11 protein-coding genes are annotated in these 21,486 nt (G+C 38.5%); 2 read left to right on the forward strand and 9 right to left on the reverse strand.

The annotated features are described in order from the left end of the window. Positions 1-89: 89 nt before the first annotated feature. The 5 genes from BUF11_RS18440 to BUF11_RS18460 form a co-directional block, all read right to left on the reverse strand. A complete protein-coding gene (locus tag BUF11_RS18440) occupies positions 90-1,007 on the reverse strand; it encodes a 4Fe-4S cluster-binding domain-containing protein (RefSeq protein WP_073590335.1) in 918 nt (305 codons plus the stop codon). A 264-nt stretch (positions 1,008-1,271) separates the two neighbouring features. Further along, positions 1,272-3,767, reverse strand: a complete 2,496-nt coding sequence (locus BUF11_RS18445; protein WP_073590336.1) for a CoA-disulfide reductase — start codon at positions 3,765-3,767, stop codon at positions 1,272-1,274. Between the two features lie 154 nt (positions 3,768-3,921). After that, entirely contained in the window at positions 3,922-4,209 is a 288-nt protein-coding gene (locus BUF11_RS18450; RefSeq protein ID WP_073590337.1) for an ArsR/SmtB family transcription factor, read from the reverse strand. 288 nt (positions 4,210-4,497) lie between these two features. Beyond that, positions 4,498-8,346, reverse strand: a complete 3,849-nt coding sequence (locus tag BUF11_RS18455) for an Ig-like domain-containing protein (protein WP_073590338.1) — start codon at positions 8,344-8,346, stop codon at positions 4,498-4,500. A gap of 148 nt (positions 8,347-8,494) precedes the next feature. Then, positions 8,495-9,103 carry a hypothetical protein gene (locus BUF11_RS18460; protein WP_139243453.1) on the reverse strand — a complete coding sequence of 203 codons (609 nt, stop codon included), beginning with the start codon at positions 9,101-9,103 and terminating at the stop codon, positions 8,495-8,497. Between the two features lie 188 nt (positions 9,104-9,291). On the opposite strand from BUF11_RS18460, the gene BUF11_RS18465 reads away from it, so the two are divergent. Beyond that, entirely contained in the window at positions 9,292-10,227 is a 936-nt protein-coding gene (locus BUF11_RS18465) for a hypothetical protein (protein WP_073590340.1), read from the forward strand. 100 nt (positions 10,228-10,327) lie between these two features. Here BUF11_RS18465 and BUF11_RS18470 read toward each other — a convergent pair whose 3' ends face one another. From BUF11_RS18470 to BUF11_RS18485, 4 genes are all read right to left on the reverse strand, one after another. Further along, complete coding sequence (locus BUF11_RS18470; RefSeq protein WP_073590341.1) at positions 10,328-10,945, reverse strand: hypothetical protein; 618 nt, start codon at positions 10,943-10,945, stop codon at positions 10,328-10,330. 571 nt (positions 10,946-11,516) lie between these two features. Then, entirely contained in the window at positions 11,517-11,864 is a 348-nt protein-coding gene (locus BUF11_RS18475) for a helix-turn-helix domain-containing protein (RefSeq protein WP_073590342.1), read from the reverse strand. A 569-nt stretch (positions 11,865-12,433) separates the two neighbouring features. After that, on the reverse strand, positions 12,434-13,582 hold the full coding sequence (locus BUF11_RS18480; protein ID WP_073590343.1) for a YibE/F family protein: 1,149 nt from the start codon (positions 13,580-13,582) through the stop codon (positions 12,434-12,436). 107 nt (positions 13,583-13,689) lie between these two features. Then, positions 13,690-19,740: an Ig-like domain-containing protein gene (locus tag BUF11_RS18485; protein WP_139243454.1), complete on the reverse strand. Its 6,051-nt coding sequence runs from the start codon at positions 19,738-19,740 to the stop codon at positions 13,690-13,692. Between the two features lie 830 nt (positions 19,741-20,570). Here BUF11_RS18485 and BUF11_RS18490 point away from each other — a divergent pair. Further along, positions 20,571-21,350 carry a DeoR/GlpR family DNA-binding transcription regulator gene (locus BUF11_RS18490; protein WP_073590344.1) on the forward strand — a complete coding sequence of 260 codons (780 nt, stop codon included), beginning with the start codon at positions 20,571-20,573 and terminating at the stop codon, positions 21,348-21,350. The last annotated feature ends 136 nt before the right edge of the window (positions 21,351-21,486 follow it).

Below are 21,486 nucleotides of genomic sequence, written 5' to 3' on the forward strand. Positions count from 1 at the left end.
TTCCTTAATCTCCAATCTTTGATTGGAGATTTGTTAATTGGCAGTTGAAAAAAATTTCAAACTAACTCCTTGCATGAATGTCATAAATCCTATATCCCTCGGTAATCAAAAGCAGGAATAAAGCTTTCCGATGCTGTTTCACCCTCCTGGATAAAGCCATTTTCAACCCCCAACTCTAATGCATAGTCCACTAAGGCCTCATATTCCTTTTCTGTTACCTTACGGTTAATCTCCGGATATTCTTTTACCTGTTCAAGCGGTGTGTACTGGTTCATTATGCTGATGTAAATGGTATCTTTATAGGTTTCATACAAGTATTTTATGATTTTCTTGGAATCCGCCAGTCCACCCGGTAACAGTAAATGCCTTACGATTACACCTTTTCTCATGATTTCTTCTTCAAATACCGCTTCTCCTGTCTGACGAACCATTTCTTCTAATGCCTGGGAGGCTGCTTCAAAATAATCCCTGCACCCTGAATAACGGTATGCCATTTCTTGTCCATAATATTTGAAATCCGGCAGGTATATATCCACAACTCCTTCCAGCATTTTAACAGTTTCCACACTTTCATACCCGCTGCTGTTATAAACTACCGGTATATGAAGCCCTCCTTCCTTGGCCCGTCCAATGGCTTTTATAATGGAGGGTACATAATGGCCGGGAGTTACCAAGTTAATATTATGGGCTTTTTGCTCCTGAAGCTCCAGAAAGATTTCTGCCAGCCGGTCTGTTGTTATTATCTTTCCAGCCAGGTTCCTGGAGATATCATAGTTCTGGCAATATACACATCCCAAGGAACAGCCGGAAAAGAATACCGTCCCGGAGCCTTTCCTGCCGGATATACAGGGTTCTTCCCAATGATGAAGCGCTGCCCTTGCGGCTGTTATCTCTGCCCCGGCCCTGCAATAGCCGACCTTTCCGTCCAAACGGCTTATATGGCAGTTCCTCGGACATAGAGTACAATCTCTATAATATTCATCTTCCCTTATTTGCTTTCTATCCATTCTTTTACGCTTCTTTTCTATCTGGTTTACAGCTTATTTTACCTTATTCAAGAAACAAATACAATTGCAAAACATAAGACTCGCGGCAAATCCCCGAAAAGGCTCCTGCATGAAAAAGGGTATTGTCATAAAACAGCCGGCTTTTCACTTTCCGCTTAGGCTATTTTACAACCATACCTTTTCATTCTATATTTTATATTGTGTTTTCTTTCCTGCTTTAGGCTTATAAATCCACCTTCAAAAATAATGTCTCCTATTTATTAATTAGATGAACAGATTTACATTGGATTCCTCTGCCTCACCCAGATAGTAACCAACACCGCCGACTTTTACGCCGTCTATGAGCTCTTCTTTTCTTAGACCCATGACATCCATTGACATCTGGCAGGCTACAATTTCCACACCATTTCCGACAGCAGTCCTGATGAGACTTTCTAAGGAGTCCACATTTTTATCATTCATGACCTTGCGGATCATCCTAGCTCCCATTCCCATCATGTTCATATTGGAGAGCTTAAGCTTCTTACTGCCTCTTGGCATCATCTTTCCAAACATTGCATCCATAAAGCCCTTTTGCAATTTTACTTTTTCAGGCTTTCTTAAGATATTAAGGCCCCAGAAGGTGAAGAACATGGTTACTTTTCTTCCCATGGAAGCAGCACCGTTTGCTATGATAAAGGAGGCTATCGCCTTATCCAGATCACCGCTGAATACTACCATTGTCTTATTATTCTTCTCTGTCACTGTATGAGCTTCTGCCTTTACTGCATTATCTGCCGCTCCCTTTTTTATGACAGCAGTAATGCCGCCCTTTTCTCTCTGACGTGACAGCAGCTGATTCCCTGTATTTTTACACCAGGCATTCACATCTTCATAAAATCCGGGGTCAGAGGCATGGATTTCCAGTATTTCTCCGTCTTTTAACTGATCTGCCACTTCTTTTACGCGAAGCAGAGGACCGGGGCAGCAGATTCCAGTGCAATCCAGTTTTTTATCAATCGCTATCTCCATCTTTTCCTTATCCCCTTCTGTTGTGCTTACTTCCGGTGTTACCGGTTGCGCTTCTAAGATACCGGCCGCCCTTACTTCTCCTGATAGAATATCCTGCTCTCTTTCTGTCTGATACAAATAATCCTTAGCACTTAAATAACCGCCGGTAATATTCTGGACCTGATACCCGTTTTGTGTAAGAATCCGGTCTGCGATATATCCCCTTATGCCTACCTGGCAATACACCACGACTTTTTGGCTCTTATCAAGCTCCTCCATGCGGTTTCTTAGTTCATTAAGCGGAAGGCTCACGGCCCCTTCCATATGGCCCAGCTCATATTCCTCCGTATTTCTTACATCCAGAAGTACAAAGTCCTCTTCACTTTCAAATACCTCATCCCAGGTGGTAATATGGCTGAATCCCTTTCTTATGTTTTCTGCTGCGTATCCCGCCATATTTACCGGGTCCTTTGCAGAAGAAAAAGGTGGAGCATAGGATAAATCAAGCTTTGTCAGATCCGCCGTAGTTCCCTTAAGGCTCATCACCGTAGAGATTACATCAATGCGTTTATCAACACCTTCATACCCTGCAGCCTGCGCTCCAAGGATTTTGCCTTCCATATCAAATAAAAGCTTTAATGAAATGTTGAAAGCCCCCGGATAATAGGAAGCATGGGACATGGGATACAGGTGCACTGTCTTATAATCAATTCCTGCTGCCTTTAATGTTCTTTCATTTGCACCGGTTCTTGCTGCCGTTAAGTCAAATACCTTGATAATGGAGGTTCCTAAAAAACCCTCAAAAGTTGACGGGATTCCGGCAATATTATCTGCTGCAATCCGTCCCTGTTTATTCGCAGGACCTGCTAAGGCAACTGCTGTTTTTCCTCCGGTTACAAAGTCAACTCCTTCTATAGCATCCCCTACTGCATAAATACCTTCTATATTGGTTTGAAGCCTCTCATTAACCTTGATGTGACCTCTTTCCCCTAATTCGATTCCGCTTGCACGCAAGAATTCTGTATCCGGTCTGACACCCATCGCAAGGATAACCATTTCTGCTTCCAGTACTTTGCCGCTTCGTAAATGCACTTTTACACCGCAGTCTGTATCAGTGAATCCGGCGATTCCATCGTTTAAATAAAGGTTAACACCGTTTTGTGCCATCTCCCGTTCTGCCGAAATAACCATATCCTCATCAAAAGGAGCTAAAATATGGGGTGCAGCTTCTACAAGGCAGGTCTTAATTCCTTTTTCTTTTAAATTCTCGGCCATTTCTACACCGACAAAACCTCCCCCGATTACAACAGCACCGGACGGTTTCTTTTCTTCTACAAAGGCTTTGATTTTATCCGTATCCGGAACGTTTCTTAAAGTATAAATACGGTTGTTCTCTATGCCGGAAATATTCGGTCTTAGTGCCTTAGCTCCCGGTGACAAAATAAGGTTATCGAAATTCTCCTCATACACTCCTCTGTCCTTACTCTTAATGGTAACACAACTTTTTGCAGTATCTACTGCTATAACCTCGCTGTTTATCCTGACATCAATACGGAATCTGTCCTTCATCGCCTGGGGCGTCTGTACCAACAGTTTTTCCCTTTCTTCTATGGTGCCTCCGATATAGTAAGGAAGACCGCAGTTAGCATAAGAGATATAGTTATCTCTCTCAAACATAATAATTTCAATATTTTCGTCCAGTCTTCTAAGACGTGCAGCAGCAGATGCCCCTCCTGCAACGCCTCCAACTATCAATACTTTCTTAGCCATTGCTTTTTCCGCACCTAAGAACTTCCTTAAATGCCGCCATATTATATTGAAGCAAAAGAATCTTTATGGCATCCTTTCTTTTTTCATTTTCTTCTGCCCTTTGCCACTTTAGTCGTAGTCTTTAATGCTGCTTTTTTTATTAACAATTTGACCATTAATCAACTTCTTTGGTTAATATTCTGATTAAATCAGCAACCCTTTCATCACTGACTCTGTAGTAAATCTCAAGTCCTTCCCTTCGGCCTTCTATTATGCCCGCTGCCTTTAACTTCTGCAAATGCTGGGATACGGTAGATTGGGGTGCTTTTAAGCAGGAATGCATATAATTCACATTACATTCTCCTTTCTCCAACAGTCCGCTGACGATACAAAGGCGCACCGGATGCGCAAGTACTTTAAGTATTTCTGCCGCTTCCGTATAACGATTAATGTTATTATCCATTGCTACTCCTTTTACAATTTTAGTACAAGATTGTCAAATATAAATCATAATATTTATATATTACGATATATTAATATATATGTCAACATTTCAATTTTATTTCCAGATATTTATTATTTTTCTATAAGAAAAAGCCTCTTAAAGGCTTTCGTATCCTTTAAGAGGCTTGATATGCTTTATTCTGCTTTTACCGTAGCAAGATACACGAAACCTTTTGGTGCAAGGGGGTAGTATATCAAAGACTGCAGTTTATGGGGCTAATGGCCGTAAGGCCTTATTATGGTATTTCTACTTTATTTTCTTTACCGTTACTTTACAGGTTAAACGTCTGCCATTTACAGTCGCTATTACTGTTGTTGTCCCTATCCTTCTTGTGCTTACCACGCCATTATTGACAATAGCAACTTCCGAATCTGTAACATCCCAGGTTACACCGCTTGATATTCCCAGTACCATTAATGTGTAGTTTGAGTATTGCTCCAATACAAGATTCGTAGAATTTAATCCGACAACCGTTACCTTTGTGGTTGCTGTCTTTCCGGATTCTGTCATTACTGTAACATTGGCAATTCCCGGTTTTCTGGCCGTAAGCTTGCCGGAAGTTGTTACCGTAGCAACTGTTCTGTTATCACTTGCCCAGCTGGCTGAATCTGTTGAAGTAGAAGGATTCATTGCCTTTTGCAATACTGAAGTTTCTCCTACCACCATAGTCAGATTCTGATTCAATACTGTGACACTGTTCGCCGGAACACGAGGCTGAACAATGACATAACAGATGGAGTATCTTCCGCTGTTATCCTTGGCAGATGCCTTAATCGTTGCATTTCCCGCTTTTAAGGCTGTGACCTTACCGGAAGAATCTACAATGGCAATAGATTCATCGCTGGACTTCCAAAAAACGGTCTTATAAGTTGCATTTGTCGGTTTTACCGTAGCTTTCAGGGTAAAGTTTTTGCCAACTATCGTTGTTACCGCAGTTCTGTTTAAAGTAATAGAAGATGCATTCCTTACTACTCTAATCTGTACTATCGCCTTTTCACCGCTTCCATCGGTTGCTGCTGCCGTAACATTTACTGTTCCTAAAGCCTTGCCTGCTATATTACCTTTTTGGTCTACCGTTACAATTTTGGAATTGCTGGTAGTCCATTTTATCTTTGGATTGCTGGCTGCATTTGTTTTTACCTTTGCCACCAGAGTATAGTTTTTTCCAAGTCCAAGCTTAAGGCTGGTTTTATTCAAGGTAACGCTCGTAACTCTCTCTATTACAGTTACCGTACAAAAGGAAGTGAATTTGCCGTCCGAAGTTTTACAGGTTATAACTGCCGTACCGCCTTTTATTCCCTTTACTCTTCCGCTGGTGGATACTGTGGCAACACTGGTCTTTGAGCTGACCCAAACAATGCTCACTTCATCGGCTGCAGCACTTGGCTTAACAGATGCCTTTAAATCAAAATAATCGCCGATTACCAATGTTTTCTCTGTATAATTAAGTATTACTCCTGTTGCCTCTGCTTTGACCGTTACCGTACAGTACAAAATACTGCCTGTTGAGGTGGTTGCGGTTATTATAGTTTTTCCGGCTGCTTTTGCTGTTATAGTACCATTATTGTCCACAGAGGCAATGGTTGCATCCAGCGAACTCCAGGTTAGGGTATAGTCTGTTGCAGTTGCAGGTATAGGTGTTACTTTTATGGTATAGGTCTTTCCGATATAAAGCTCTAAGCTTGTGACATCAAAGGCCAGACCTGTCGCTTTTTCCTTTACTGTTATTGTACAAGTGGACATATAGAGCCCATCTGCAGTTTTTAAAATAATAACTGCCGTACCAGCCGCCACGGCCTTAACATTTCCTTTTGCATCCACACTGACAATACTGGAATCCGAAGTGCTCCAGACAACATCCGTATTGGTAGCATTAGTAGGTGTTATGGTATAAGAAAGCTTTGTGGTATCACCCGTATACATAACTTTCTTGGAATCATCCAGCTTTATTGCCGTTGAAGAAACACCTACTGTTACATTACAAACGGCCGTTGCATCAGGATTATCTTGCGAAGTTGCAATAATTGAAGTGGAGCCGGAAGTAAGCAATGTGACAAGTCCGGTATCACTTACAGTTGCCACCGCAGGATTGGTAGACATCCAGATAACTTTCTGATTGGTTGCACTAGCAGGTAAAACAGTTGCTCTTAACTGATAGGTTCCGGCTGATTTCATCAGGCTAAGATTCGTCGCCGACAGAGTAAGACTGCTTACCTTTTGTTTAACAGTAACCTTGGAATATCCGATAATATAATTTTCCGTATTGATTGCCATTACAAGTGCCGTTCCCGGTATATCCATGGCACTGATATTTACAAGTTCCGAGTTACTGCTGTTTATTTTAACGATTTTTTCATCCGTACTTATCCATTTTACAGGTACGGTTCGTGATATGGCCGGATCAAAAGTGGCCTTTAAGGTATAGCTTTCTGCGATATTTAATGGCAGCTCTGCGGGTTCTACCTTTATGGAAGTAATCGTTTTGCCGACTGTTATTTTACATATTGCTTTCTTTACCACACCTGTGGCGGTTGTGATGGAAGCTACAATATATGCCGTTCCTTCGCTTACACCCGTAACTGTACCATCCTTTTTTACGGATGCAATGCCGCTTCCATTATTGGTACTTTCATCATAGTCAGCGGTTGGAGTTTTCACGCTATACCACTTCACCTCAGTATTATCACTGGTGGTTTTTGGCGTAAGCTGCAAGGTCCCGGAAACATAAATATTTGCCTCTGTAAGATTCAGTGAAATACCATCTACTACTGTAAGATTCATGGTGTACTTGGTTCCGTCAGCCTTTGATATCGTTATAACGGCGTCACCGCTCTTTTTCGCTGTCAGGATTCCGTTGCTAATGCTTGCAATGGAACTGTCACTGGAAACATATGTATAGGTATCAATTGCAGAATTCAGCAAATTACCGATATTATAAGTATCATTCACATTCATGACCAGATAAGCAGGTATAGCAGGTACTACTTTCAGATTAATTTTTATATAAGGTACTTTAACCTGGTCCGGAGGGTTCTCCAAATGGTCCGGTATGTACATTGAATCAGCAAAACCCATGATAATATAATCGGCTGCCTTAGTTGTATTATTAATCGTGATGGAACCGTCTACTTCACTGGCAGTATAAGATATTATTCCTGCCGGATTCGGGATAAGCTGTGGCCCGGAATCCGTTTTATAATAGAACTTCCAGATCAGTTTGGAGGCTTGCGCCGCATTGGTATAAAAAGTTATACTTCCCGTTGTAGATTTATCAATTGTGTAACTATAATCTGTAGGGTTGGAGGAAAGCGTCGCCGAAACCTTAGGCGTTACCACTACCTTAAAGGTTGATGTCAGGTTACTGGATATATTATCACCCGGGGCATTATTTGTCTTTACCGTAATCTGCGCGACACCGGCTCCCCTTGATACTACCTCGCCAGTTGTGGGATTAACAGTAACAACATCTGTATTTGAACTTTCAATTGACACAGAACTGCCTGCTAGGCTGATAGTATCAGGATTAATGTCCGCATATTTAAGCCTAAGGTATTTGCTTTCATTAATATTCTTAAACAGCATTACGTTCATGTCATAACTGCTGCCTGAAACCAATACGTCGGGAAAATCCGTCTTATTGCTCTTATCTACGGCAAAGTCAACTTTTACGTTCAGATAGTAATCCCATATCATGTTATTGCTGTCTTCATAATGGAGTCTGACACGTGCGTAACCCGGCCCTTTGGTCATTAATTTAGCAGATAAGCCGTTAGCGTTGACAATACTGGTAGGATCAATTGACACAACTCCCAGCTGGCTTTCATCCATTCCGGCTTTAACCTCAACATTATTAACAAACCATTGCTGGGATACAATATTTTTAACTATTCCGGTATCACTGCTTAAATTGATATCGGTAGTTAGGGATTTTATTGTCACTTCACTTCCTGATTCTTTCACGGCACCTGCAACCACGAAATGATACGGGCTCGCCGCTTCTGCTTTCTCAATGCCAAGCGGCTGAAAAACAGATGTAACCACCATTACCAGACAGCAGACTACTGCCATCCATCGTTTTGTAAATATTTTTTTCATTCTGACCTCCCTGTCTCTCTTATGTCCTGCTTCTTGTCCTTATACATATATCGTCATAATATATGATTTTTCTTATATTTTTCTGACTTAAATTTAATGCCATGTTTTGTCACTTATGTGTCATATACCCAGTAATAAGACACAAATACTACAGTTCCGGCAGATTATTCATGGCATTATTAAAAATATCAGACCTTGTAACCAGATTCCCAATATTTTCAAATAAGTCCATGTTATTATTTACATTATTAATATATACTGTTTGATTACCATACTCACAATCTATGTGCAGTCTTTGCATGTCTTTTCTGATTTGCTCAATGTCTTTAAAGTCTTTGTCATAATATTTTTGAGCTAAGCTTTTACCTCCTTTGATATATTGTATCGCCATATTTCTTGCCGTCTTTGAAAAAGAAATGTAGTGATTGCCATACTGTGTTAAAAGTAAACATTGATAATTCACTTCTACTTTCTTTGCTCCAAATGTATAAAAATAATCCAGAAAAATTTTCTTATCGACATAGATATCTAATGTATCATCAGGCATTATCACTGATACATTTTTCATTTTCAGGTTTTTGATATGGTTAGTTATATTCTTGATTTCATTATTATTTTCGTCAAATAAATGCAGATAAAATGGTACATTCGGTATATATGCCGGAAATTCAATTATATTTTCAGATTGGTTAATCTCATTTTTTATAACAAAACCATTATCAGCTACAATAATATAATATTTTACTTTTTTGAACATGTCCATAATCCTTTCCTAAAAATGTTATTTATCAAATATTAAGACAGACTTATTATAGTATTGTATCCGTAATTTTCAATTTACCTGCGGATACGTTTGTAATTATTTTCATACAAGCATGGGGATTTATATGCTATAATATCCTAACAGCAAACAACCTTTATTTGTGGTACGCAATGGGAGCAAAAATGAAAAGATTATGTGAATTCACGAATTTTATTGACTATGGTAAACTAAAAGAACAGTATAATATCAGAGATTATGAGCTTGCCAATTTATCTGTTGGATATGATGATGTTATCTATCTGTTATTGGCTGGAAATATTCCTGAAAGAATTAGTGGTATGTTCGTGCCAACTAAAAGTAATACTGATTATAAATGTATTATTGTGGCAGCGGACTGGGAGAACAATGAATTATTAGGCTCCGAATTGTATAATCTGGGAGTTCAGGAAACTAACATACATTTCATTCAACCTATAGGTAATGAAATTCTCCTTCTTGGAGCAAGAGCTTACCATTACAGAGATGGCAGAACCGATAAGAATGCTATTATAGTTGATAAATACGGAAATATAATCAAAAAATTCTGCCTTGGTGACGGTATTGAAGACTGTATCGTTACTTCAGACAAAAGGATTATTACCAGCTATTTTGACGAGGGTATATTTGGTAACTATGGCTGGGATACCCCCTTAGGACAAAGCGGACTTGTAGTCTGGAATGAATCCGGCGGGAAGATATGGGAAAATACAAAGTATGATATCTGTGATTGTTATGCACTAAATATCGACGAATCTAATAATCTTTGGTTTTATTATTACACTGATTTTAATTTAATTAAAACGGACTTTCACAATGACCAGATTTTTGACATTGATATAGACGGCTCATCTGCTTTTCTAATAAATAAAAAACAGACTGAATTAATCTTTGATGACGGATATAAAAGCCATAAACAATTTACAGGTTATCATTTAAAACATAATAAAATCATTGGTAAATTTAGCTTTGAGATTCTATATCATAAATCACAATTATTGCTGCAAAGATATACTTTTAGAAGTTCAAAAGCTGTGTTTATTGATGATAACGACCGGATGTTTTGCAGGGACTTTTCATAAATTATCATGACAGCTTTTTTCATAAAACTCGTAGTTCCCATACCAAAATAGCCAATACCTGGTGGATGTAAACTGTATTCACAGCTGATCTGCTCCTTTTCTACCTATCATGCCAGTAATAAAGTGTTACCCCAACGCTGACAGACGTATTCTCATTCCAATCATAGTGCATATGGGGTAAATAATCTTCAATATATTCATCTCCATATTCAGTCAGGTTACATGCCCCGCATGATAGTGAGTGAAAACCATCTCTGTTTGTTGAAATATACATATTTTTTTTATGGATTTTGACTGTAAGACGCTTGTTCGTTTTCCACCTATCGATATATTCTGTATGAATATCCGATCTGCGGATGATAAGTTCTTCGGTCCATATTTTTATTTTGAGAATTTCTTCTATGTCTTTCGGAGAAATCCGTGTCTCACAATAGTTTGTACATACAATATTATAGTTGTATTCACATCCACCAAATGATTCTATAAATTCCTCACTTGCCTGATATCTGACAGGCAGATATAGAATCTCGTTTTTCTGTAAATCTGCCGCTGCTGAAAAACACTCTGCCAGAAATTGATATCCGCTGCCATTGCCCCATGTTAACACAAAACCTTTGTTATCATGCCCGGCTGTTATACTTTTGCTAACATTACCCGGAGTTAGAACATATACTTCCTTCCCCCCATGAACTGTAATTCTTCTTTTTATTAATTCCACTAGTTATCTCCTAACAAAAATCAACATTTTTCTACATATGGTCATTATACTATCTATTCGCTGCTCTATCTACTGCTAATTCTTTTATACCCGTTTGTTCCCAGAAGATTTGAAATTACAAGAAATATCTTTGTCATAAAGGCAAGCAAAAATCCTCCGTACATTGTAATTCACTTACGATATACAGAGGATTTTATCATATGCACATTTTAAGTCTACTTTTTAAGAAGTTCCTTAATATACTGCCGAAAAAGAAAAGAGACTGCTCCTACTGACAGTCTCGATTCTAACTACATCTTACATTCACGCTCATTTTGGATTGTAATGGGGATAATGGTGGGGTTAAATAACCTTCCTATCTAATACTTGGATATTAAATGAGGGAAATAGTTGATTTGGAAAGTTATGTAACCTCATGTACATTATAATAACATATTTTTACATATTATTCAATATTTTTTCATCGCATTTGAGCGATATTTTTTTATTTTAATCGCTTGTAAAGCGTTTTGAGTTTACAAATAAAAAAAGTCTACAGTTAACCGCTGTAAACTCCTATTCTTTTGATTCCTTACTTATTAATCAGCCTAAACAGGATTTCAAAGAGACTTAGGACCTCTTTCTGTTCTGCCGGCTTTAAGGTGTTCAATCTGTTAATCAGGAAAGCTAATGCTGTGTCATTTTCTCCGCTGATTTCCGCAGCTGGTTGTATATGTCTGAAAAGTTCCTCGAATGTTATCCCCAGAGCATTTACTATCTTTTCTATACTGTCCAGTTTAGGAACCGTTTCCCCTCTTTCAATACGTCCTAAATGAGTTGTATTTACATCCGCTCTTTCTGCCAATTCCTCTATACTTAAACCTTTATCATTCCTGACTATTCTGATCCTATCACCTACTACCTTAGAAATATCACTCATTAAATACCTCCTGCCCGTCAAATCTAAGATACCTTTAATTCTCCCCAGTCTCAACAGCGTTCAAGCAGTTAATATTCAAAAAAGTTACTTATAAGCAACTTTTTTATGGGAATTGCCGAAAGCAGCTCCTCCATATAAATTTCTCCGGTTATAATGTTATATTTTGTCTGTTTGCTTGTTATAAATGAACTTATAGATATGCAGATAGTACTAACTGCAAAACTTTTAAGGGTTCGTTAGTGTTTTCTCAATTTAATATCCAAATTATGCAAGCGAAATTTTTCTATATATTCACCGTATTCGTCTTTATTAAAACTCAATCTAAGTATATTGTCAAACCATTCAATGTTGTTATCGTTATTTAAGTATGAATGAGTATAATTATGAACCCTCATAGTCTCTTCTAACTTCTTCTAAATACATAAAAACATCCCCCAGCATATCCGTGAGTTATGATATACAAGGGGAATAGATGTATGTTCGATTTTACTGAATTTCTACTGCATGGGCCTACTCATCCCAGCTATGATATATTTCCTGTGCATCTTTCGACTTATAGCACTTTAGGTCTATTTCTTTTTTTTCTTAAATTGAAATATGACAGCACTTAGGGCTGCAACCAACGGCGTGGTTGCAATAATACCTATTGAACCGGCAACTCCCTGCAATATTTCAATTACTATCATATCACTGTTTAATATTTGAATCATTGGGTACTTATACACCTGGAATAAAATTAACAGGTTAAACGCCGATCCAACAAATGCAAGTATCAATGTATTTGCCATCGTTCCCATGGTATCCCGTCCGATATTCATTCCAGAACGGAATATCTGCTTTCTGGATATTGAAGGATTTTGCTCATAAACCTCATGCAGTGCAGATACAATAGACATGGACGTATCCATCAATGCTCCAAGTGCTGAAAGAAGAATACCACTAATCAGCAAACCGCTGATTTTCAATGGCAAGTCCGAAGCCCGTACTACCAATTCTTCTGCCTCTGACATATTAAATCCGCTAATTGGTGTCAGAATCGTAATAACCCATGCAAAAAATCCAGCTGCTATAACTCCGCCAACGCATCCTAAGAATGCACATAGTGTCTTTTTTGTATATCCGGTCAACATCAGCAAAGCACCAGCACTGGTAAATGCAGAAATCAAAATAGTAGCTATAACCGGAGAAACACCTTTTAGAACCAGAGGAATTAAAATAAACCAAAGATTAAGCAAAGTAAACAGCAATCCAAACAATGCTCTTACTCCCTGCTTTCCGCCTGCTAACATCATGAAAACAGCAAAAACAATCAACGCCATAATTAAGACACTGCTTCGATCATAATTAGTAATAGAAACTACATAAAGATCTCCTGCATCGTCATAATCCAGTCGAACAATAACCCGGGTTCCAATTTTTGCATCCACATTATAATATGCATTTACATAGTTTACCGTTTCCAGCACAGCTCCCTTATGTTTACCTGTAAGAATTCTTACTTCCAATTCCTGTGCACCAATACGTCTTCCTTCTGTCCAAGTATCTGGTGCTGCATTATCGCTTAATACCTCTGTAACCTTTGCAACCGCAAACATTCGTTTTTGAGCTGATGATAATACTTCATCCGGACTCGGACGATTTAAAATTACAGCTGCTCCTATAAATATTAACAGCATCAGCACTGCAGTTAAAATTCTCACCTTAAGGTTCTTTTTCATACAGTATTCCTCTCTGATTACTAAAGCAATTACCTGACAAAGGAATGCCACACTAAATTAGTGTGGCAGCCCTTCCTAAATTAAGCTTTATACATATTTGCAATCTACTATTTTACTTTGATGGATTTACTAAAGCTCTTCTTTTGTCCGTTCTCTAAGGTAACTACAACTGTTAACTTAACGGTTCCTTTCTTCTTTGCAGTAACAGTTCCATTGCTGGATACAGTTGCAATAGCCTTATCATTTACCTTATATGTTACCTTTGCTTCTTCCTGTCCAACCGGATCACCTTTTGTAAATGCAGTAACCCGTGCTAATTCCTGTGGAAGACTTACTTTTACATTGAGCTTTTTGCCCTTTGCAACGGAAGCATTAACAGATACTGTCGCCTTATCTACTAATTTAACTGCATCCTTTGCCTTCGCTGTACAAATAACAAAATCTCCTCCACTTAGGGTCGAAAGCTTTAAAGTACCATTCTGTGCTACGGTTTGCAGATTGTTTGGTACTTCTTCTAATGCACCCGTCTTAGCATTCTTATGGTAAACATATACCTTATTGCCTGCTGATACGGAAAGCGTGCCTTCTACAGGCACCGTAACCACCATACCTGCTGTTAATTTACCTTCTGTTCCTACGGAAAGAACTCCTGCTGCTTTTGCTGCTGCTTTCGTATCTTTTTCCAAAGCAACCGCTACATTCAGATCTTTTGAACCAGTTGTAACTTTCTTTAATTCGGAAGCAGGAATGCTAACTGTGTAACCCTTTGCATTTCCATTTTCTACATTGATAGTAAGATTCTGTCCGGATTTCTTTGCTAATAACAATGCATCTTTACTTAATACAATATTATTCACAGCTGCATCTTTAACGGCAGGAATCGATAATTCGATTACTACACCCTTCTTAACCTGGCTATCCGTCAAAACATCCTTTAATGCATCTTCACCTAATGAAACCGTAATATTAGTATTACCAGCTTTTACGGTATCCATCAGTGCTTTTTCACTGATTTCAACCTTTACATTTGCTTTTCCATTTACAACCGTACTTATTGGTTTATCAACCGTTACTACAGTTTTACCCCCCGGTGCAGGTGTCGGCGTAGGTATAGGTGTAGGCGTAGGTGTTGATGTTGGTGCAGTCCCCGGGCCAGATGAGGAACCATTGCTGGTACATACGATATCCGCACGGTCTCTGACACGGATACGCGCTGCAAGACCATCAAAGGTATTATCATAAGAGGACAAGCCAACTGCAGTTATTAAATTTCCAACTGCTAAATTCTTGATCTCCTTGTCGGTTGTAATATAACCATCAATAAAGATTCGGGCAGTGTTTCCTGCATTATCCTGAACAAGAATCGTCTGAACAGCTCCGTTTGCAAGCTCAACCTTCGTTACTGTTCCGGAAATCTTTACAAGGCTTCCAAGGTATGTTCTGTCATTAATCTGCTTTGCGGTTACTTCTTTTGGTTCTACTTGTGTAATTTTACTATCTACCAGGGATACACTGCTAACATTTAACTGCCTTTCACCCTGATAAGAAGAAGTTGTTCCTGTAATACGAACCTTCTGACCAACTTTAAAGTCTCCGGCCACTGGGAATGCATTGATACCGGCTGTTCCATCCTGCAGATAAATACAGTCAAAGAATGCTGTAGTCTTATCATATCCGGAAGCATTGGAGGTTACAATACCTTCTACCGTAAATTTAACACCTTCTTCTGCTTCTTTTTGTACATCCGCAATCTTATCGATCTGTGTCGGATTTACATACTGGATTAGGTTCTGTAAAATTGTATAGTTCGAGTAATTTAACTCTGCATTGGTGTCCGCAATTGTAGCTTGAATTTCAAAGTTACTCATAAACGCTGCACCGTCTGCAATTACCAGTGACTGAGTTCCATTTGCATGTGTGACAGTCTCGCTTGCAAGCACCATCAAACGATTATCACCTGCTGCATATTCATATTTGGGTATGCTGCTTCCGCCAAGACCGTCATTATCACAATCTTTGGAATAGGTAGAACTATGTCCGTATACAATTGGTGATACACTGGACGGTAATGTAGAAATGGGCTTTCCATCCTTATCTACCGCATAAATAGTACCACCGCCATACTGACTGAAGCGTTGTGTGTATATGTTATCATTAGGATGCTCCGCATCGTATACAATACCGTTGGTTAATGAATTACCCCAATTATAAGTAGTTAAGTATAATCTTGCTTTATTTGCTTCACTTCCGCCTGCATTCAACACATCATCATAAGCACCATCATCACTGATACGCAAAGATGCTCCAACTGCTTTCAGTATCTTATTCTGCTGTGCTGCCATATGGTCTTCTGCCGGGAAAACTTTGTAATTTTCATATAAATCTGACCATCCGCAGAGTACTAAGCTTCCGCCTGCTTCTGAGAAACCTTTAATGGCTGCAATTTCTTCATCTGAATATGTAGCATAGGGTTCTCTTAACCCACTACTGCCACGGCGGCTTGGTGCCGTCAATACGAGCATCTTAAACTTACCGTTTGTATTTTTAGCTGCCGCTAATAATTCCTCACTGGTATTCAGAACAACGCATCTTACATTGCTTTGTGCTGCAAGCAAACTGAAGTTACCCATGGAATCTTTGTAATTTCCGGCCACATATTCATTATAATGGCTTCCGTCGATTCCTACGTATACCAGTTTATTCGCATCTCTCACATCTAAGCTAAGATCCTTTGTAAAGTTGTAGTCCAGACCGTCTATTGTGAAAACAGCCTCAACCGTCATTGTTTGTACTTTTGCTTTTGTTGGTGTGAAGTCATAATTAATTACAGCATTCGTTCCTTTTGCAACGGTACCTGCATTTGTTTTTGTATCAATAACAGTTCCATCTAACTTATAGGTCAGAGATTTAACGGTTAAATCAGTAGATTCACTGTTAAACAAGGTTGTCTTAACAGTCAATTTTTCTCCGGTAACCGGTGTACTTGTGCTGCTTTCCACGTTGGAAATTCCAAACACTTTTGTCTTACCAACCCATACCGGTGCTGTTACTGCGAGATCTCCGTCTTTTTCTGTTACTCTGATATAATAGTAACTATAGTCCGGTTTCAGTGTTGTGCTAAGTTCCTTACTCTGAGCATTTACATCCCAAGTATAAACGACACGTCCGCTGTTTGCAATTACTTCTGCTTTTTGAATTGCATCATCTGCATCATTCAATGTTACATTTAAATTAAGACTTTCAGGTACTTCATTTATGATATTTCCCATTAATTCATCATTTACAGTATAGGTAATCTCCAAATTCTTATCTTCGGTTGCATATACTTTATGATCCTTTAATGCATCATAAATACCCTGTTCTGTAAAGTTATCGGTAATGATAACATCACGGGCATCGTTTGCATTTCCCCATTTACCCTTATGGTTATCCTGATTATTTGTCGGAGCTACATGCCATCCTTTATCCAGTGCCATGGTGTAATAATTATAGGATGGGAAATATCCGCCGCTGCCAATTGCACCTTCTCCATTACCAACTTCCACTAAAGTAATACGGGAATCAATGATAGGATCCCAATAAGCAAAATCACTAAAAGTACCAAAGGTTGTACCTGGATGATTAAACTGGCTGACAGTGTCAGCACCTTCTGATTGGCTTAATAAAGAATAATAAGCTTTCATCCCGGCATCACTTGTTTTGCTGTTCAAAGTTGTGTTATTACGGCTGACAATACCTTCTGTGTTCCAGGTGTTTATATGTCCCGGTCCGCCGGACCATGTCATTTCAAAACCACCCAGGGCAATTACTCCCCTGTTTGTGGAAGAAGCATTAAAAGCATCAATCTTACTCTTATATTCGTTCCATAACGTCTGGCTTCCTGCTGTCATTAAGTTCTTGTCATAAAGAGAAGCTTCCGGGTTAGCTGCATCCTTTGTATCAAAATAGTTGGAATGATCCGTAAATGCGGCAAAATCGATATTATCACTCTTGCTGATCTTATTAATATAAGCAAGTGCATCATCTAAAGAACCAGAACCATCCGAATAAGTTGTATGACTATGTAATTGTCCAAAGTATAAACTATATTTTGGTGTACCTACTGTAAACGGCCACTCATAGGTTATGGCTTTACCATCTGCACGGGTAATCACTACGGATGCTGTATAACGTGCATCTGCCAGATTATCAGATGGCGTATAGGAAAAGGTTCCGTTAGAATAGCTCATAGGAACAGCATTTAATTTAACGGTCTCTCCTGTCTTTAATGTAAGCTTTGCGGTTGGAGCTGATCCAATATTAGTCGCAGTTACACTAATAAGCGGTTTCTTCTCATCTCCCGTTTTTCCATTGCGGTCAGGTGTAACTTTCGTAACCTGAGGCTCATCTTTAACCAAAATTTCTTTTACATCACTGGTTGCAACATTACCTGCATTATCTTTGGCAGTCACACTAACCGTGAAGCTTGAAACACTTGAAGTAAAGGTGCTTCCAGGAATCGTTGCTTCCCATTTTGTTTTATCAGAGGTATTCTGTACTAAAGTTAATTCCTTAGGCACAGTATTTACGGTATAGGTTAATGTAGCTTCGGATACTGCTACATTATCGGTAATTGTTACAGATACCGCATAATCTTTTCCTAATTCTGCATTGTCAAATGTAGGAAATGTAATCGCAGGTGCTTTTGTATCATTGGTTATCACATAATCTGCGGAAGTACCATTACAAAGCTGTTCGCTCGTATTATATGTAGATACAACTGCATACAGGTCAACTGTTTCTCCCGCCGCTACACCAACTGGATAAGGTGCTCCCTGATATATATCCATTTGCACCCCTATACTATCCGTTACTTTAGTATAGTCTGCAGCGTAAGTACCAAGTTTTATATTCTTAATGTATACATATTCCGATATCAACGAAGCTTTCATTGCCTTTATTTCCGCAAGAGTGTTAAATACCTGCGGTCCTATTACCGCCGTTGCATCGGCGGCATCCGTAATCTTGGTCACCACCGGACTCATCATCTGTTTAACACCATAACGTTCGTAAACTTTACCGCTTACTTTTACAATGTCACCAACTTTATTGCCGCTAAAACTACTTGTATTAAATACCTGCAAGGCATAAATTTGCCCGTCAACAACGTCCTCTAAAATTGTAGAATTTAAAGTACCCTTGCTGCCGTATTGATAAACAATCTGCCCCACTGTAGTAAAATCCTGTGCCGTCTCAGTAGTCTTAGCAGTTGTTTCCTGGAGAACCTGCTTTATGTCCTTTGCGCCATCCGGAATTGCAGTAATTGGATCCTTTAACGTCGGATCTACTTCCGGCTCCTTTGCAATTACGTAATTATACACCGCAACATCACTCTCTGTATAGGTGCCTAAAACATCTGCCAATACTTTTGCATAAATCGTAGTATCTGCAGTAATTACGATTGACTGTGTATAATCCGCCCAAGGGCCGGACGAAGAATCAGTTGAATACTGAATTGCTCCCCCTGATACCGCACTGGTAAGTGTAATTGCTGTTCCTGAAACAACCGCACCAGATGCAGCACTTGCCTGTGGCTTTGCTGCTTTTACGGGGCCTGATGGAATACTACTGTCTAATTTGTACAAGCTAAAAGCAGTTGCGTAACTCGTACCACTTGCTGTAGAAGTCTTATATGCCCTAAATTTATTATCGCCATTGCCTACGGTTTTATTACTTGCTAAAACTACAGCATCTGCCTCTGTTGATTTAACCATAAAGCTTTCACCGCTCTCTACAAATGTCCATGTATAGCTTCCTTCAAGTATTCCATTTGTAGCAGCAGCCTTTGGTTTAATTGATTTTCCGTTTGAATCCGTCAAATTCACTTGATCCCCTGAAACATCAAGATTCCAGATCAAACTATTGTCTGGATTTATTACTTTGTCATCTGTTGCAGTAAGTGCCGTTGGAAGAACCCATGATGTCGCCACATCAAGGGTACCCATTGCGTAACCGCTATCTACTATCATTACATACTTACCTGAAGTTAGTTCCGCTGCACTATTTATTTTCACATAAGTGCCAGCAGTCTCATATGCATAACTCTTGACAGGGCTTACTGAAAATACCATTATGATACTTAACAGCACTGCCAAATACCGTTTTGCATTTCTTTTCATAATTTCTCCTCCTTATTATATTCCAAGCATTTGCCAAATGCCTGAACCCATTGATTTTAATGGGTTGCTTACTACATTTATATAAATTTTCTCTCTGCTTGCGGTAAAACCATATTGGGCACTTATACAATTTCACTCAAAAACAAGGGAAAATTCATAACTGTTAAATACTACCTGATTTTTCTTAAAGAATTCTTTTCAGACTGTAAGGAGATTGCAAAATTTTATTAAAAAACGCTCTTCATTATATAGAGTGACGGAATGGTTACAAATAAAGTACCTTTCGTCTATGTAATGTAAATTAAAATATATCTTCACCGTAACTTTTATTTGTTATTATTGTATCACAATTGCACAATAGAATCAACGATATTTTTGTTCTTTCTTTAACATTTGTTTAAATTATACCATTTTGTGGTATGCTGTATAGATATATTGCACAATAGTTATATTGTTTCTTTTATCATTTTAGAATAAAAATACAATTCAATTTCAAAATGTTATAGTACGAACATTTCAATATGTTATTTTATTACATTTTTTTATCTAAAAAACGCCAACAATTTACAACTATTCCTTATAATCCATAAGCATGACCTCCAACTCTTTGAAATAAGTCATAAATGGACTACCGGATACATAACAAATCATGAAAGAACTTATGTAAACTTCCAATTGACAGGCAAAATCCCTGAAAAAAATTGTAGAGTTAACTTGTATTTTTATTCTTAAATCCCTTTAATTATTCAAGACAAAATGCTATACTTTAGTAAGTATGTTATACTTCATTATTCATCACTATTTTGTTAGTATATAAGCAAGGAGAGCATATGAGTAAGAAACTTGACCGACTAAATCAAATAGCCACAATTGTAAGAGAAAAGAACGGTGCAACCGTAAAAGAATTAGCCGCTCAATTTAGAGTGTCCGAGATGACCATTCGTCGAGATCTGTCCATCTTAGAATCCAGACATATTATTAATAACGTATATGGTGCCGCTATCTATAATCCATCCAGCGATACGGAAGTTATAGAGAACCCATACTCTCTCTCCAATGCTAAAATCACAAAAGATTCAGAAAAATCTCGTATCGGTAATTTTGCCGCCTCGTTAATTAATGAAGAGGATGTAGTTATTATTGATACTGGTTCTACAACAGAAAAGTTGGCAATGAACATTAATGATTCATTGCATGCAACCATATTATGTTTTAATATTAACATTTTAAACAGCCTGGTTGACAAAGAAAACATTAAAATCATCGTACCTGGCGGATATTTTCACCACAATACCCAGATGTTTGAATCCAGAGAAGGAATATTACTCATTAAATCTATCCGCGCCACCAAAGTTTTTGTCTCTGCCGCCGGTATTCATGAAAAACTTGGCATCACATGTGCCGCAAATTATGAAGTCCCCACCAAAAGTGCAATTATGCAGTCCGCCGTGGAAAAAATACTTCTTGCCGACTCTTCCAAATTCGGTGTTGTCAAATCTTCCTTTTTTGCAGATTTGTCCGACTTTCAGATGATTGTCACTGATTCAGCCTTGTCTGATGGATGGATTGACTATATTAATAAATTAGGAATTAAACTGATTATGGTTTAAAATGCACTTCTATAAAATTGGACCTGGCTACTCTCAATTTAAGTAACAAAAGAGCATAAAAATATCCCTCCAGCATATCTGTCAGTTATGATATACTAAAGGGATAGATATGAAGAATGTTACACAAGGTTTACGG

The organism is Anaerocolumna xylanovorans DSM 12503 (assembly GCF_900143645.1).
Lineage (GTDB): Bacteria > Bacillota > Clostridia > Lachnospirales > Lachnospiraceae > Anaerocolumna > Anaerocolumna xylanovorans.